The organism is Pseudomonas sp. Q2-TVG4-2 (genome assembly GCF_013620795.1).
Classification (GTDB): domain Bacteria; phylum Pseudomonadota; class Gammaproteobacteria; order Pseudomonadales; family Pseudomonadaceae; genus Stutzerimonas.
This window is the reverse complement of the sequence record NZ_LGLW01000004.1, coordinates 89,649-104,097: the sequence shown is the minus strand read 5'-3', so window position 1 is coordinate 104,097 and position 14,449 is coordinate 89,649. Positions and strand designations below refer to the sequence as shown.

Below are 14,449 nucleotides of genomic sequence, written 5' to 3'. Positions count from 1 at the left end.
GAATGATAGCTGTAGTTTCCGGGCTGCGTCCCCTTCGTCTAGTGGCCTAGGACACCGCCCTTTCACGGCGGTAACAGGGGTTCGAGTCCCCTAGGGGACGCCATTTTTGTTGTAGATAGCGCGGGAATAGCTCAGTTGGTAGAGCACGACCTTGCCAAGGTCGGGGTCGCGAGTTCGAGTCTCGTTTCCCGCTCCAAATTCGCTGGTGTAAGGCTTGGCCGATCACCCGCTCAGAGAAAGCGACCTTGAGTCGCTTTTTTTGTGCCTGAAATTCCTGCTTCGCCCCGCGCTCATCACGCCTGGCTTGCGCCGGGTTCCTCTGCTAATCCCGTCGAGTGATATCAGGGGGCCTTTGCGCTAGCTGCGGGGGTTGTTCGGGCGGGTCCATGGCCTCCGAATGCTCGCATCAAAACTCAGCGAGCTCATCACGGTCTGATTGTTAGACGCTCGTCGCCCCTTGCGCGCAGTGGTGCCCGCTGGCAGTTCCGTAACTGACCGCTCTGCGGCCCCTTCGTCAGTTTGGGCAGACGGCAGGACTTTCATTCGGGGCCTTCATCATGGCAAGCACTCAAAGCGCCGCAGCGACGCTACGCTCGGCATGGATAGCTCATGCGCAGGCAAAACCGGCCATCGCGTTGGGGTTGTTCGGTGCGGTTCTGGTCGTAATGCTGTTGTTGGGTGCGAGTGGCTACAGCGCTTTCCGGAACGGTGACGAGAGCAATATCCGCTACGCGCTGCTGGGCGGTACGGCCGGCTTCGCCGCCACGGCGTTGGGTGCGTTGATGGCGATCGCGCTCGGTAATATCTCCACGCGCACCCAAGACAGTATGCTCGGCTTCGCTGCCGGCATGATGCTCGCGGCCAGCTCGTTCTCGCTGATTCTCCCAGGTCTCGCTGCTGCCCGGGACCTGTTTGGCAGTGGGCCTGCTGCCGCCTTGACCGTAGTGGCAGGGCTCGGCTTCGGCGTGTTGTTAATGCTCGGGTTGGATTATTTCACGCCGCATGAGCACGAAAGCGCAGGGGCCTTTGGTCCCGATCATCAGCGTATGAGCCGGGTGTGGCTGTTCGTCTTCGCCATCATCCTGCACAACATTCCGGAGGGGATGGCGATCGGCGTGAGCTTCGCCGATGGTGACATGAACGTAGGTCTGCCGCTCACCATGGCGATCGCCATACAGGACATTCCCGAAGGGCTAGCCGTTGCATTGGCGTTGCGGACCACTGGTCTTTCGGCGTGGCGATCAATATTGGTTGCTGCCGCATCGGGCCTGATGGAGCCGCTCGGCGCATTGGTGGGTTTGGGCATATCCAGTGGCCTGGCCGTCGCTTACCCGGTCAGCCTCGGGCTGGCCGCTGGTGCAATGATCTTCGTTGTCTCGCACGAGGTCATTCCCGAAACTCATCGCAACGGCCATCAAACCCCTGCAACGGTCGGTCTGATGGGCGGTTTCGCGGTGATGATGTTCCTCGATACCGCGCTGGGCTAGGCCGGGCTGAGCAGCAGGCCGCCGCTCTTCGCTTGGCGGCCTGGATCGAGTCGCTGCTTGCTAGAGCTGCTCGAGCAGCCGCCGTGCGGCTTCCTGGCCGCTGAGCCATGCCCCTTCGACTCGGCCTGATAAACACCAGTCGCCACAGGCATAGAGACCGAGGTGGGCGTCGGCCAACGCGCCCCATTCATGAGACTGGCTCGGGCGTGCATAGAGCCAGCGGTGGGCGAGCGTGAACTCCGGGGCCGGTACCACGCAGTCGATCAGCTCGGCAAACGCGCCGTGCAGGTGTTCGATCACCGACTCCCTGGACATGTCCAGGTGTTGTCGGCTCCAGGCGCTGCTCGCATGCAATACCCATATGTCGAGATGATCATCGCGTCCGGGGCGGCTGTGATGCCGGGCTAGCCAATCAAGGCTATCGTCCTGAACGAAGCAGGCTTCAAGACTGGTTTCGAGCGGCTTGGCGAAGCCCAGGGCGACGGACCAGGTCGGTTCCATGGCGACGCTGGCGGCGACGGCAGCCAATTTCGGTGCCGAGGCCAACAACGTACTGGCCTGGGGCGCAGGGATGGCGATGATCAGCTGGCTGAACGGGCCGTGATTGTTTCCTTCGGCATCAACCAACGTCCAATATTCCTCGCCCCGAAAGGCTTCCGTTATGCGGCAGGACAGCTTGGCCGGCAGTTCGCCGAGCAGCCCGGCGGCAATTGCGCTCATGCGCGGCACACCTATCCAGCGCAGTTGTTCATCTGCGGAAGGGGACAGCTGCCCCTCACGGGACTGGTAGAGGTTAGGTGACCATTCGGCGACCCAGCCTTCGGCTTGCCATTGGTGTACGGTCTCGGTGAAGCGGCGATCCCGGGCGGTGAAGTACTGGGCGCCGAGATCGAGATGGCCAGCGTCGCTGCGCTTGCTGGTCATGCGACCGCCCAGGCCGCGGCTCTTGTCGAATAGCTGGACAGGCTGTCCGGCCGCATGCAGCGCCTGCGCGGCGGAGAGCCCTGCAATGCCGGTGCCGACGATGGCAATGGGAGCTTTGCTCATGCTTACCTCTTTCGATAGCGCCGCCAGTCTCCGCTGCGCGACAACTGCGCTGGTTCGTTCGGTCCTGGTGCCGCTTCCAGGGTGAGCGGCAGTGCTGGTGCATTCCCTATCCTCAAACAGACCGCTGCTTTTGCATAGGGGTTCGGGCCGATAGGGTCCATATCGGGCCTATATTTTTACGTCGGCTGACGGGCGGTGGCGGGGCGGATGCTTCGATCTGACGGGGCGCTGGATAATGGCGCGCGACGCAAGGCCGGGCGGCCCAACACTTCCTGTATCAGTACGGTCGATTTTGGTTTGGCAGTCGATGCAGTCAGCAGCCAGCGTTCTTTGCTTGTATGCACGTGCCGGGTTACCACGATGCGTCCGTGCATGGCCTCCTTCGGAATGGTCCGGCGTGCAGATCCGGCGTATTCGTTATGCCTGGCGAGTCAGTGCGTTAGCGCGCAGGGATTGGTTGTAAGTTGGGAATAAGCCGGTACAATGGCGCCGCTCGCCGCCAGGCGGGTTTTGTTATGGTGGGCCCTGCCGGTCCCCCCGCAACGATCAGCCGTGAACCCGGTCAGGCCCGGAAGGGAGCAGCCGCAGCGGTGACATTGTGTGCCGGGGTGTGGCTGGTAGGGTTCACCTCCATAACGTTTATCCTCTATCGTTTCCCATCGCCCTGGTGCCACCGGCTCCGGCGAATGCTTGTTCCTGCCGTTTGCGACCGCGCTTAATCCAACGCGCTCCCAGCCTGTATCCTTTGCTCCTCGAGACTGTTCGGCGAGAGCGGTCTGGCATCTGGGCGAAGGAGTATGGTTTTGTCAGTCAAAGCGAGCTGGGACATCTTCTGCATCGTTGTCGACAACTACGGCGACATTGGTGTGACCTGGCGCCTGGCTCGGCAGCTGGTGGCCGAGCATGGCCAGCGGGTGCGGTTGTGGGTCGATGACCTGGACACTTTTTCCCGGCTTTGCCCAGGTACCAGTGCCACGGCTGATCAGCAGTGGCATGAAGGCGTCGAGGTGCGTCACTGGGCGCCGGATTGGCCGGGTGCCGAGCCAGCGGATGTGGTGATCGAAGCCTTCGCCTGCCAATTGCCTGCGACGTATATAGAGGCGATGGCCGGCAGCGGGCGCCGTATCCTCTGGCTCAATCTTGAATACCTCAGCGCGGAAGATTGGGTGGTGGGTTGCCATGCACTGCCTTCGATGCAGCCCGATGGGTTGCAGAAGTACTTTTTCTTTCCGGGATTCGAGCAGGGCACTGGCGGACTGATTCGCGAAGGCGATCTGCTGGCGCGACGGGAGGCATTCCAGAGCGATCCGACGCTGCGCGAGGCTTTCCTGCAGAGCTTCGATCTGACCGTGCAGCCCGGCAGGCGGCTACTCTCGCTGTTCGCCTACGAAAACCGCGCCGTTGCCGGATGGCTCGATGCGCTGGCTGCCGACACGCGTCCTTCAGAGCTGCTGGTGCCGGAGGGTCGGGTTCTGGGGGATGTGGCGCGCTGGCTAGGACTGGAGCGGCTGCAAGCTGGCGATTGCCACGCCCGTGGCGCGCTGCAAATCAGAGTATTGCCGTTCATGACCCAAAACCAGTACGACATGCTCCTGTGGTGTTGTGACTTTAATGCGGTGCGCGGCGAGGAATCGTTCATCCGCGCGCAATGGGCGGGGCGCCCGCTGGTCTGGCATATCTATCCGCAGGAGGAAGATGCGCACTGGGACAAGCTTAATGCCTTCCTCGATCTCTATTTACGCGACATGGCGCCGGGCCCGGCCGCTGCGCTGCGGGGGTTCTGGCATGCCTGGAATACAGGAGAGGGGAGTGGGAGGGCTTGGTCAGCCATGCTTGAATACGAGGCCGAGCTGCGCGCGCATGCCGAACGCTGGACGCACAAACAGGTCGCTAACGGCGATCTAGCCGGAAAGCTGGTGTTTTTTTACACAGATTGGCTATGATACGCGGCCTGTTTTTTGTCTCTAATCCCATTCGGATATTCGTATGAAAACCGCACAAGAGTTCCGTGCCGGCCAAGTGGCCGTTATCAACGGCGCGCCCTGGATTATCCAGAAAGCCGAGTTCAACAAGTCCGGTCGTAACAGTGCCGTAGTCAAAATGAAGCTGAAGAACCTGCTCAACGGTTCGGCGACCGAGACCGTGTACAAGGCTGACGACAAGCTGGAGCCGGTAATTCTCGAGCGCAAGGAAGTGACCTATTCCTACTTCGCTGACCCGCTGTACGTCTTCATGGACGAAGAATTCAACCAGTACGAGATCGAAAAAGACGATCTCGAAGGCGTGATGACCTTCATCGAAGACGGCATGACCGACGTCTGCGAAGCAACGTTCTATAACGACAAAGTGATCTCGGTCGAACTACCGAACACCATCGTTCGTGAAATCGTCTACACCGAGCCATCCGTGCGTGGCGACACCTCCGGCAAGGTCATGAAGACCGCCCGCCTGAAGAACGGCGCCGAGCTGCAGGTTTCCGCCTTCTGCGAAATCGGTGACTCGATCGAGATCGACACCCGTACCGGCGAGTACAAGTCGCGTATCAAGGCCTGATTCAGCCTTGTGGACAAGCCCGGCCCCGTTCCGGGCGAACTCGATAACGAAACCCCGCTTTAGCGGGGTTTCGTTTTTCAGAAGTTTGGTAATCGCCGCGGGTCGCGCCTGCTATGGAAAGCGGCGCGGTGCAAGGCTTAGGCGCTTGGTTTGCCTTTGCTTTGCTTTTGTGGGAGGCCCGCCCACGGGGCGAAGCTTTTGCCCTTAGAGCCACAGTGACCCCTTCGCCGCGGGTCGCGCCTCCTACCAAAAGCGGGGCGGCGCGCGGCTTAGCCGCTTGGTTTGTCTTTTGCTTTGCTTTGCTTTTGTGGGAGGCCCGCTGTCGTGCAACCAAAGGTTTTTGCCGCCGGTTCACCAACCGAACCTGGGCCTAAGCGCTGCGCAGAAAGCCATCAGCTCGGCCGCACCTGCTTCAGCGTCTCGGCGATCATGAATGCCATTTCCAGTGACTGATCGGCGTTGAGCCGCGGATCGCAGTGGGTGTGGTAGCGGTCGGAGAGGCCGTCTTCGGTGATCGGGCGCGAACCGCCGATGCACTCGGTGACATTCTGCCCGGTCATTTCGATATGGATGCCGCCCGGATAGCTGCCTTCGGTGCGGTGTACGTCGAAGAACTGCCGCACCTCGGCCAATACCCGTGCGAAGTCACGGGTCTTGTAGCCGCTGGAAGCCTTCATCGTGTTGCCGTGCATCGGGTCGGAGCTCCAGAGTACCTGGCGGCCTTCGCGCTGCACGGTCTGGATCAGGCGTGGCAGCCCTTCCTGAACCTTGTCGGCCCCCATACGCACAATGAGGTTCAAGCGGCCCGGATCGTTGTCCGGATTGAGGATGTCGATCAGGCGGATCAAGTCATCGCTGTCCATGCTTGGCCCGATCTTCACGCCGATAGGGTTACCCACGCCGCGCAGGAACTCTACGTGTGCGCCATCTAACTGCCGCGTACGGTCGCCGATCCAGAGCATGTGCGCCGAGCAGTCGTACCAGCCACCGCTGAGGCTGTCCTGACGTACGAACGCCTGTTCGTAATTCAGCAGCAAGGCCTCATGAGCGGTGAAAAAATTGGTCTCGCGTAGCTGCGGCGCATTGTCCATTCCGCAAGCGCGCATGAACCTCAGCGCCTGGTCGATTCGCGCGCCCAGTCGGTGATACTTCTCCGCCATCTGCGAGTTGGCGATGAAGTCGAGGTTCCATTGGTGCACTTGATGCAGATCGGCGAAACCGCCCTGAGCGAAGGCTCGCAACAGGTTCAGGCTGGACGTCGACTGATGGTAGGCCTGGAGCAAGCGCTCCGGATCCGGAACGCGGCTTTTTTCATCAAAACCGATGCCGTTGACGATATCGCCGCGATAGGCGGGCAGGGTAACGCCGTCGATGGTCTCGCTGCCCGAGGAGCGCGGTTTGGCGAACTGGCCCGCCATGCGACCGACCTTGATCACCGGGCAGCCCGCGGCAAAGGTCATCACCACTGCCATCTGCAGCAGTACCTTGAAAGTGTCGCGGATCTTCGGCGCGGAAAACTCGGCAAAGCTTTCTGCACAATCACCGCCCTGGAGTAGAAAGGCGCGACCCTGAGTGACTTCGGCGAACTGCCGGCGCAGTTCCCGCGCCTCGCCGGCGAACACCAGCGGAGGCAGGCTTGCCAGTGTGTCTTCGACGCGCTTTAGATGGTCGGCGTCCGGATATTCAGGCTGCTGCTGGATGGGCTTGTTTCTCCAGCTGGTGGGGCTCCAGGCATGGCTCATGGAAGTGATATCCGTCCGCGAAAAGTGCGCAGATTTTACCTCATGCGCTGCCTCGGCGCTGATAGCCCTTGCCAATCGGGCTGGTAAGATTGCCCCGACCGGTTTGGAGTGAGCGCAATGGATAAGCAGGAAGTGTTGTTGGCCGAAGTGAAGGATGCTTTCGGGCTGATCCGTGTGCTGGAAGTAGGGGAGTACCGGTTTCTCGAATTCGGCGCGGCGGTTGAGCAAAGCTGTGTCTTCACGCGGGACCCCAGCTGGCTGGAGTATGACTACACGCGGGCGATGCTGATGGGCGGTCTACTGCACGCATCGCCGGAGACGGCGCTGTTTCTCGGTCTGGGCGCTGGCACCCTGACCCAGGCATGCCTGGAATTCCTGCCGCTGGAGGACGTCGAAGCCATCGAATTACGGCCGGACGTCCCGGAGCTGGCGATGCGTTATCTTGGTCTGCAGAACGATCCGCGGCTCTACATCCGTGTTGGCGATGCGGTGGAGCTGCTTGATTCGGCAGAGACCGCCGATCTGATCTTCGTCGATCTGTATACAGACGTAGGCCCTGCTGCGGCACATCTGGCGTGGCGCTTTCTTGAGCGCTGTCAGCAGAAGCTGAATCCGAATGGCTGGCTGGTGATCAATCAGTGGGGCACCGACGAAGACAAGCCGCTCGGCGCGGCACTTTTGCGCGGCCTGTTCCATCGTCATTACTGGGAATGCCCGGTGAAGGAGGGCAATGTCGTGCTGTTCGTGCCCGCCGATCTGGAACAAGCCCTCGATATCGCCGCCTTGCGCGAACGTGCCACTACCCTTGCGCCGCGTCTGGGTTATTCGCTGGACTCGTTGATCAACGCGATACGTCCAGCCAGTTAAATGCACACCGTCGCAACCCGAGGCGCCCGCTTTTCGTAGGAGCGAACCGCCTACGCCGATCTGCTTTTCGTAGGAGGTGCGCCCCGCGGCGAATGCGGGCTGCCTGCCAGCCCAGAAGCCAATAGCCCCGCCCCGGGGCTGGCCTCCTACAAAGCGGCTCTTCGAGGTTCTTCCGAACTTAACCCGCAAGACAAATTGCACGCACAGCTTCACAAAATTCCGGTATAGTACGCGCCGGCTGAAACACAGCCTGCGTTCAGGTTACTGCAACACACGAAGCGCTGCTTCGGCTGCTATCCGCTTCTCGCGGCTATCCTTGACGATTCATCATTCATTACGTTTTCGCAAACCCCGCCGACCAGGCTGCCAGGGTGACCTTCGGGTTTTGCATGGCATGCGCAGCTTCGGAACATGGGTCTTTGCGGAGCATCAGGAAAAGACCCATGACCCAGGAAATCGGCGGCTTTGCCGCACTCGGTATTCATCCCTCCGTACTCGCTGCAGTTGTCGCAGTGGGCTACGAAGAGCCTTCGGCAATTCAGAGCCAGGCTATTCCCGTAATTCTCGGCGGCCACGACATGATCGGCCAGGCCCAGACCGGTACCGGCAAGACCGCGGCCTTCGCGCTGCCCATCCTGTCGAAAATCGATCCGGCTCGTAAAGAAGTGCAGGCGCTGATCCTCGCGCCCACTCGCGAACTCGCACTGCAGGTCGCAACCGCATTCGAAACCTATTCCAAGCAGATGCCTGGTCTGACCGTCGTTGCGGTCTACGGCGGCGCTCCGATGGGCCCACAGCTCAAGGCCATTCGCCAGGGCGCGCAGGTCATCGTCGCCACGCCTGGCCGTCTGGTTGATCACCTGAGCCGCAACAGCGCGCTGCTCGGAACCATCCAGTACCTCGTTCTCGACGAAGCCGACGAAATGCTCAAGCTGGGCTTCATGGACGACCTCGAAGTCATCTTCGAAGCTATGCCGGAAAGCCGCCAGACCGTGCTGTTCTCCGCGACCCTGCCGCATTCTATCCGCGCCATCGCCGAGAAGCATTTGCGCGAGCCGCAGCACATCAAGGTCGTTACCAAGACCCAGACCGTCGCCCGCATCGAGCAGGCGCACCTGATGGTCCATGCCGACCAGAAGATTGCGGCCGTACTGCGCTTGCTGGAGGTCGAAGATTTCGACGCACTGATTGCCTTCGTGCGTACCAAACAGGCCACTCTGGATCTGGCGGCCGCACTGGAAGCCAAGGGTTACAAGGCCGCTGCGCTGAACGGCGACATTGCCCAGAACCAGCGTGAACGCGTCATCGAATCGCTCAAGGATGGTCGCCTGGATATCGTAGTTGCCACCGACGTGGCCGCCCGCGGCCTCGACGTGTCGCGCATCACCCACGTGTTTAACGTGGACATGCCCTACGATCCGGAATCCTACGTACACCGTATCGGCCGTACCGGCCGGGCCGGTCGTGAAGGCCGTGCATTGCTGCTGGTCACCCCGCGTGAGCGCCGCATGCTGCAAGTCATCGAGCGCGTGACCAACCAGAAGGTTGCCGAAGCTCGCCTGCCGAACGCTCAGCAAGTGCTGGACGCACGCATCAAGAAGCTCACCAACAGCCTGTCGCCGCTGGTAGCGGACGCCGAAGCGAGTCATGGCGAGCTGCTCGATAAGCTGGTTGCCGACATCGGCTGCAGCCCGCGCGCCCTGGCCGCTGCGCTGCTGCGCAAAGCCACCAATGGTCAAGCGCTGACCCTGGCGGAAGTTGAGAAGGAGCAGCCGCTGGTTCCTACGGGTGCGCCGCGTGAACGCTCTGATCGTCCTGAGCGCAGCGGTGATCGCGAGCGTCGTGCTCCGGTTCCGCTGGCCGAAGGCCGTGCCCGCTGCCGTACCCCGCTGGGTGCGCGCGATGGTATTGCTGCGCGCAACCTGCTGGGCGCCATCCTCAACGAAGGCGGCCTGGCCCGCGAAGCCATCGGCCGCATCCAGGTGCGCGACAGCTTCAGCCTGGTCGAACTGCCGGAAGAGGGCCTTGAGCGCCTGCTCGGCAAGCTCAAGGACACCCGCGTCGGCGGCAAGCAACTCAAGCTGCGTCGCTATCGCGAAGATTGATCATGTCTAGGTGACCAAAAGGGTGGGCTTGATAGCCCACCCTTTTTTGTTTCAGCGTCTCAACCCGCGTCGCTCTGCTTTTTGTGGGAGGCGCGCCCCGCGGCGAATGCAGGCCGTAGGCCTGCCCAGCCTCTAAAACCTTCACCCCAAGTCGGGCCCCCCACAAAGCCAAAAAGTATCAAAGTCGAAAAGAACTGAAGCCCGGAGCCTCAAATCTCCATCCCCGCGTCGCTCCGCTTTTCTGTGGGAGGCGAGCCCCGCGGCGAATGCAGGCCGCAGGCCTGCCCAGCCTCTAAAAGCTTTGCCCCAAGTCGGGCCTCCCGCAAAGCCCAAAAGCATCAAAGTCGAAAAGAATTGAAGCCCGGAGCCTCAAATCTCCATCCCCGCGTCGCTCTGCTTTTTGTGGGAGGCGCGCCCCGCGGCGAATGCAGGCCGTAGGCCTGCCCAGCCTCTAAAAGCTTCGCCCCGGGTCGGGCCTCCCACAAAGCCCATAAGCATCGAAGTCGAAAAGAATTGAAGCCCGGAGCCTCAAATCTCCATCCCCGCGCCGCTCCGCGCCGCTCCGCTTTCTGTGGAGGCGCGCCCCGCGGCGAATGCAGGCCGTAAGCCTCCCCAGCCTCTAAAAGCTTCGCCCCGGATCGGGCCTCCCCCACAAACGCAAGCCCAAGGCATCGAAGCCCAGAGCCCAAAAGCTCAAAGGACCATTACACCCAAGCCGCGTCCCAGTGCGGATAATCTCCGATCCGCTCTACCAAGCCTGCCCGCAGGGGGTTGGCGATCACATACCGAGCCATGTTTCGCAGGTTCTCCTCCCGGCGCAGTGCGCGGTCATGAAAGCCATCCTGCCAAATTGACCCGCCGATACGCTTCGCCGATATCGACTTAACCCGCCCCACTAGCCGCGAGAGCGGCTCCTGTCGTAACTCCAGTAGCCAGTGCAGATGGTCCGGCATCACCACAAACGCCATCGTCTTATGCGAACCCCGTGCCGCATCGTCTCGCATAACCCGAATCAGCGTACGGGCGGCAGAGTAATCCTCGAAAATCGGCCGGCGCTGTTTCGTTACCGTCGTGACTAGGTAGATTTGCCCTTCGGCGGACCATCGACCCGCACGTAGTCGGCTTGACAAAAAATAAGCGTCCTTGCTCATTCGATCCTCCATAGCTAGGCGGACAGCATAACGCCAAAGCCTTGCTCTGGGCCGAGCCTCCCACAAAACCAAAACCAAAACCAAAACCAAAACCAAAACCTCAAAGCCCGAAACTCATGGCCTTAAAAGCTCAAACTTCATCCCCGCGCCGCTCCGCTTTCTGTGGGAGGCGCGCCCCGCGGCGAATGCAGGCCGCAGGCCTGCCCAGCCTCTAAAAAGCTTCGCCCCGAGGCGGGCCTCCCACCAAGCCCAAAAGCCCAAAACCCCGTCGCTGCTTCGGCCTCGCCCAAAAACCTGACCCAAACGTCCAGGCTGTTCAAACTCTGAACAACATGCTACAAACGACCGCAACCCAAATGATCTAGCCGCTTGAAAACGAAGGGAAAACCATGACCAAGTCGGAGTTGATCGAACGTATCGTCACCCAGCAAGGCCTTCTTTCGTCCAAGGATGTCGAGCTGGCCATCAAGACCATGCTCGAGCAAATGGCCCAGGCATTGGCAACCGGAGACCGCATTGAGATTCGCGGTTTCGGCAGTTTTTCCCTCCATTACCGCGCCCCCCGCGTCGGCCGCAACCCGAAGACCGGCCAGTCTGTCCCGCTCGATGGCAAGTTTGTTCCCCATTTCAAGCCCGGGAAGGAGCTGCGTGATCGAGTGAATGAAGACGAGTAGCGAGCCGAAGCGCCGCACTTAGCCCTGCGCCTAAGTTTCCATGATTCATGAGGTTGGGTGAACTTTTCGCCTCCGCCGTGTACGAATTTCCGATTCGCTTGCTTTGTAACAAGCGTAGCTATAACAAGGATCGGGTTGATGACTACGCAGCACCAGACCGCCGCAACTGAAGAAATCGATTTGGTCGAGCTGTTCCGCGCTCTTTGGCGGCAGAAGCTGCTCATTGTCGGTACGACCATCGCCGTCACGCTCATCGCTGCCGCCTACGCCTTCCTCGCAACGCCTTATTACGAAACCAGAACCTATCTTCGTCCTGTCGCACAGAGCAGCCTCGATCAGCTCAATGAGACCGGCATCTATAAGCTCACTCCGGAAGAGGCGCTCAACAGGGTGGCGGGAGGGCTTTCGTCCTATGAAACCCGTCTGGATTTTTTTCTGAGTAACCAGGAGCTTTTTCAGCAGATACCCAAGCGTGGAGATTCACTTGAGCAGACCTTCGCAGGGTTCAACGAAAAGGCCTTCGAGATGCTTCATCCAGACCCCAAGCGAACGGATAACCCCAGCGCCTTCGTCGGCCTTAAGCTCACCTATCCAGAAGGAATGGAGGGTGCTTCAGTCGTGAATGGCTTTGTCGCTTATGTGCTGGAGCTAGAGCGCCGCGAGATTGCAGAAGACCTCGATAGCCTTATAAAGAACCGCTTGGCCAGCCTGGAAATGAACATGGAGGCGCAGCGAGCGAACTACAGCGCTTCCAAAGAGGCGAAAATAGCTGCGCTGCTCGAAGAGAGCGCCCTCAAACGTGCCCAGCTACAAGATGAGCTCACAGCCCTGCGCGAAGAACTGAAAACGCGCCGGACCAATCGAATTCAGCAGCTCAGCGAGGCCATTTCCATTGCTGAATCGTTGGGGATCCGTACACCGACAAGCCCGTCCGCCATGGCGGAGTTGCCCCGCGGGGGCACTCAAGTCATTCGTACCGAGGTAACCAATCAGGAAGCCCCGTTATATTTCATGGGCACCGAAGCCCTGACAGCCGAGCGAGATGCCCTCGCTAATCGCAAGTCCGACGATTTCATCGAGCCCCGTATAGCCGAAATCCAATCCGAGCTGGCAATGCTTGAAAACAATCGTGAAGTTGAGATTTTGAAAGAGCGGGAGAGCGAGGACCTCTATCTCACCGATCTGGCTGAGCTGCGCGAAGAGGCCGCTCGCCTGAAGGGCATCAAGCTCGATACCGAAAGACTAAGACTGGTTCGGCTGGATCAGCCTGCACTGCAATCGCTAGAACCGGTTAAGCCGAAAAAGGCCATGATCCTTGCGTTAGGCATCGTGCTAGGAGGAATGCTCGGCATCTTTATCGCTTTGATACGGAGCCTTGTGGGCCGGACCGAGCCGCCCTCTACGCGCGGATAGCTGCGGATGGGTTTAGAGGGAATTACAGCTCCGACGCTGTTTCACAGTCACAGTTTTAGATGGGAGCACATCGCGGCGATACGGGCTGTGGGTCTAGTTCCTTCCAGTATTTCAAACGGGCATGGGAATGAGATCGAATAACAAAAAAGAATATTTCTTATAGCCGTATTGTCATTCAGCACTCAATTAAACGCCGTAGGTCAGTGCTTTACCGCTGAATAGCTTTTCGAGTTTGGCAATTGATCCCCTCCGTGGCAATATTCGCCGCTTTTCGTTAGCGCTTCCCTTGGAGGGGATAAATGCAGGAAACAGGAAGCTACGCCGCGCGCAGTCGCGAAGATGAAATTGACTTAGTCGAGCTGGCGAAAGCGCTCTGGTCACAGAAACTCATCATTCTCGCGGCCACGATAGCGGGTGCGGCTATCGCGTTGGCGTATGCATTGCTTTCGGCCCCGATATACACAACAAAGGCCACCGTCCTTCCTCCGCTCCTTTCCGATATCGCCGCCTACAATGCGGGCAGAACGGAGTCATCACTCTATACGTCTAGTAGTGATGAAAAAGACAATCGATCTGATCAGGCGCTTAAGCTGTTCACTACCGAAGATGTATATGCAGTCTTCACTCGTAACTTGAGATCCCAATCCCTTCGGCGAGATTTGTTCAACGAGGTATATCTCCCGTCGCTTTCAGAAGCCGAACATGCCGGCCCAAGGGATCGGCTCTGGGGAAACTTTAATGAATTGGTGACGATCACAGCACCTGATAAGCAGCGCCCCGAACTATTTGAAGTATCTGTCGACCAACATACACCCGAGCTAGCCGCTGGATGGACGAATGAGTTAATCAACCGCGCCGCTGCTGCCTCGGAGCGTGACATGCAGCGCAACGTGGCAAGTGAATTGAATACCCGTATACATTCGATCGAGCGCCGCATCGCTTCTTTACGTAGCACCGCGCAGCAGCGGAGGGAAGACCGTATCGCAACTCTGAAAGAAGCTTTGGTGGTCGCCCAAGAGGTAGGGATGAATAGCCCACAGGTGATTGCCGGTCGGACTTCTTCAAGCGAACAGCTCTCGAAATTTATCGATGGCAGTTTGACCTATATGCGCGGCGCTAAAGCAATCGAAGCCGAGATGAAAGTTCTGGAAGCGCGCCAGTCTGACGATCCGTTTATTCCTGAACTTCGCAGCTTGCAGGAGCAGCTTTCGTTTCTAAAGACCATAGACGTGCGGCCTGACAACGTTTCCGTTTTCACGTTAGACAGTGCCGCTGAGGTGCCCGAAACACCAATCAAGCCAAAGAAGACGCTGATCGTCGCGCTCGGATTGGTACTCGGTGGGATGATCGGAGTGTTCATCGCCTTGGTGCGGGTAATGATGCGACGCGGCAAGTAATTTCGGGGATATC

At 59.6% G+C, this 14,449-nt stretch carries 10 protein-coding genes, 2 tRNA genes, 1 other RNA gene and 1 pseudogene; 11 read left to right on the top strand and 3 right to left on the bottom strand.

The window, feature by feature from the left end:
* Positions 1–27 precede the first annotated feature (27 nt).
* The 3 genes from H3028_RS08645 (at position 28) to H3028_RS08635 (ending at position 1,487) form a co-directional block, all read left to right on the top strand.
* Positions 28–103, top strand: a tRNA-Glu gene (locus H3028_RS08645).
* A 17-nt stretch (positions 104–120) separates the two neighbouring features.
* A tRNA-Gly gene (locus H3028_RS08640) sits at positions 121–196 on the top strand.
* Positions 197–557: 361 nt separating this feature from the next.
* Positions 558–1,487, top strand: coding sequence for a ZIP family metal transporter (locus tag H3028_RS08635; protein WP_181296627.1), 930 nt, complete (start codon positions 558–560; stop codon positions 1,485–1,487).
* 60 nt (positions 1,488–1,547) lie between these two features.
* Here H3028_RS08635 and H3028_RS08630 read toward each other — a convergent pair whose 3' ends face one another.
* A complete protein-coding gene (locus H3028_RS08630) occupies positions 1,548–2,534 on the bottom strand; it encodes an NAD(P)/FAD-dependent oxidoreductase (RefSeq protein WP_181296626.1) in 987 nt (328 codons plus the stop codon).
* Positions 2,535–3,060: 526 nt separating this feature from the next.
* Between H3028_RS08630 and ffs the strand changes: the two genes are divergently transcribed.
* The 3 genes from ffs (at position 3,061) to efp (ending at position 5,087) form a co-directional block, all read left to right on the top strand.
* An RNA gene (gene ffs / locus H3028_RS08625) (signal recognition particle sRNA small type) lies at positions 3,061–3,157 on the top strand.
* A gap of 180 nt (positions 3,158–3,337) precedes the next feature.
* A complete protein-coding gene (gene earP / locus H3028_RS08620) occupies positions 3,338–4,477 on the top strand; it encodes an elongation factor P maturation arginine rhamnosyltransferase EarP (protein ID WP_181296625.1) in 1,140 nt (379 codons plus the stop codon).
* A 43-nt stretch (positions 4,478–4,520) separates the two neighbouring features.
* On the top strand, positions 4,521–5,087 hold the full coding sequence (gene efp, locus H3028_RS08615; protein ID WP_025242341.1) for an elongation factor P: 567 nt from the start codon (positions 4,521–4,523) through the stop codon (positions 5,085–5,087).
* 392 nt (positions 5,088–5,479) lie between these two features.
* On the opposite strand, the gene H3028_RS08610 is transcribed toward efp, so the two are convergent.
* Positions 5,480–6,829 (bottom strand): class II 3-deoxy-7-phosphoheptulonate synthase, encoded by a 1,350-nt coding sequence (locus H3028_RS08610; protein WP_181296624.1) that lies wholly within the window; start codon positions 6,827–6,829, stop codon positions 5,480–5,482.
* Between the two features lie 117 nt (positions 6,830–6,946).
* On the opposite strand from H3028_RS08610, the gene H3028_RS08605 reads away from it, so the two are divergent.
* Positions 6,947–7,696, top strand: a complete 750-nt coding sequence (locus tag H3028_RS08605; RefSeq protein ID WP_181296623.1) for a spermidine synthase — start codon at positions 6,947–6,949, stop codon at positions 7,694–7,696.
* A gap of 411 nt (positions 7,697–8,107) precedes the next feature.
* Positions 8,108–9,801, top strand: a pseudogene (locus tag H3028_RS08600) (DEAD/DEAH box helicase).
* Between the two features lie 704 nt (positions 9,802–10,505).
* On the opposite strand, the gene H3028_RS08595 reads toward H3028_RS08600, so the two are convergent.
* The gene (locus H3028_RS08595) at positions 10,506–10,952 is read right to left on the bottom strand and encodes a transposase (protein WP_181296621.1); all 447 of its coding nucleotides are present in this window, start codon (positions 10,950–10,952) and stop codon (positions 10,506–10,508) included.
* A 389-nt stretch (positions 10,953–11,341) separates the two neighbouring features.
* On the opposite strand from H3028_RS08595, the gene ihfB reads away from it, so the two are divergent.
* The 3 genes from ihfB to H3028_RS08580 all read left to right on the top strand — a co-directional run bounded on the left by ihfB (position 11,342) and on the right by H3028_RS08580 (position 14,436).
* Positions 11,342–11,626 carry an integration host factor subunit beta gene (gene ihfB / locus H3028_RS08590; RefSeq protein ID WP_019340642.1) on the top strand — a complete coding sequence of 95 codons (285 nt, stop codon included), beginning with the start codon at positions 11,342–11,344 and terminating at the stop codon, positions 11,624–11,626.
* Between the two features lie 138 nt (positions 11,627–11,764).
* Positions 11,765–13,039, top strand: coding sequence for an LPS O-antigen chain length determinant protein WzzB (locus tag H3028_RS08585; protein WP_181296620.1), 1,275 nt, complete (start codon positions 11,765–11,767; stop codon positions 13,037–13,039).
* 299 nt (positions 13,040–13,338) lie between these two features.
* Complete coding sequence (locus tag H3028_RS08580) at positions 13,339–14,436, top strand: LPS O-antigen chain length determinant protein WzzB (protein ID WP_181296619.1); 1,098 nt, start codon at positions 13,339–13,341, stop codon at positions 14,434–14,436.
* Positions 14,437–14,449 lie beyond the last annotated feature (13 nt).

Coding starts and splice junctions, on each gene's coding strand:
- ihfB (WP_019340642.1), top strand. CDS start 11,342: ATGACCAAGTCGGAGTTGATCGAACGTATCGTCACCCAGCAAGGCCTT.
- H3028_RS08595 (WP_181296621.1), bottom strand. CDS start 10,952: ATGAGCAAGGACGCTTATTTTTTGTCAAGCCGACTACGTGCGGGTCGA.
- H3028_RS08585 (WP_181296620.1), top strand. CDS start 11,765: ATGACTACGCAGCACCAGACCGCCGCAACTGAAGAAATCGATTTGGTC.
- H3028_RS08610 (WP_181296624.1), bottom strand. CDS start 6,829: ATGAGCCATGCCTGGAGCCCCACCAGCTGGAGAAACAAGCCCATCCAG.
- H3028_RS08580 (WP_181296619.1), top strand. CDS start 13,339: ATGCAGGAAACAGGAAGCTACGCCGCGCGCAGTCGCGAAGATGAAATT.
- efp (WP_025242341.1), top strand. CDS start 4,521: ATGAAAACCGCACAAGAGTTCCGTGCCGGCCAAGTGGCCGTTATCAAC.
- H3028_RS08605 (WP_181296623.1), top strand. CDS start 6,947: ATGGATAAGCAGGAAGTGTTGTTGGCCGAAGTGAAGGATGCTTTCGGG.
- H3028_RS08630 (WP_181296626.1), bottom strand. CDS start 2,534: ATGAGCAAAGCTCCCATTGCCATCGTCGGCACCGGCATTGCAGGGCTC.
- H3028_RS08635 (WP_181296627.1), top strand. CDS start 558: ATGGCAAGCACTCAAAGCGCCGCAGCGACGCTACGCTCGGCATGGATA.